General features: G+C 39.1%; 1 protein-coding gene. It reads left to right on the top strand.

The window, feature by feature from the left end:
• Positions 1–1,105, top strand: a 1,105-nt coding sequence (locus tag F6K49_RS50875; protein ID WP_293110521.1) for a WD40 repeat domain-containing protein, incomplete at its 5' end; no start/stop codon positions are given.
• Positions 1,106–1,186: the final 81 nt, after the last annotated feature.

Here is a 1,186-nt window from a genome sequence, read left to right on the forward strand (position 1 = left end):
GTCTGCGCCCCCTGCTAATCCTTCTCAATCTACCTCTAAGTATCACGAGTCCTTTCTTAATTTTTTAACGTCATTAAGACAAAATGACCAGTTAAAAAAACAAGTGATGATGGGAGGATTTTCTTTATTATCTCTAGGATTAATTACTCAAGGATATGGATATTTTAGGTATCAAACCTTTCCCTCTAATTTAATTTTTTTGATTGCTGGGTTACCCAGCAGCACCTACCTCAAAACTACTCTAAATGGACACTCTAACTCAGTGCGTTCTATTGCTGTTAGTCCTGATAGTAACTATTTGGTAAGTGGTAGTAATGATCATACTGTAAAAATTTGGAATTTGCCGAAAGGTGAGTTAGTTAGAACCCTGAATGGCCATGATGGCAATGTTTATTCCGTCGCTATTACTCCTGATGGAGAAACTATTGTTAGTGGTGGCGATGACAACACTGTCAAGATTTGGAATTTGAAAACGGGTCAGCTCAAAAAGAACCTTACTGGTCATCAGGGCTTTATTAGTTCTGTTGCTATTAGTTCTGATGGAAAAACCTTAGTCAGTGGCAGTTATGACCACACCATCAAAGTTTGGGATTTACCGACGGGTAAGCTAAAACAAACCCTGACAGGGGAAACAAATTGGGTTAGTTCGGTGGTGATTAGCCCTGATGGCAAAACATTAGTTAGTGGCAATGGTGGCAATACGATCAGAATTTGGGATTTGGATACAGGTGATCTAAAAAAGACCCTGACTGGTCATAGAGATTCCGTTATTTCTCTAATCATTAGTCCTGATGGCAAAACCTTATTTAGTAGTAGTTTAGACCGTAATATTAAAATTTGGGATTTGACAACTGGGGAATTAAAAAATACCTTGACTGGACATATATACTATGTTCATTCTCTGGCGATTAGCCCCGATGGTAAAACCTTGGTTAGTGGTAGTGCTAATAATACCATTAAGGTTTGGAATTTAGAAACAGGGGAGTTAAAAACTACCCTCACTGGTCATAGAAACTGGGTGAGTTCTCTGGCGATTAGTCCCGATGGTAAAACCTTAGTCAGTGGCAGTAGAGATGATAGTATTAAAGTTTGGAATTTGCCTTAATTTATGATAGTAATCTGGTGTTAATTGAAAGTGTTAGGTTATGAGAGCAAGGGAGCAGGGAGCAGGGAGCAGGGAGCAGGG

It is taken from the genome of Moorena sp. SIO3I6 (genome assembly GCF_010672095.1).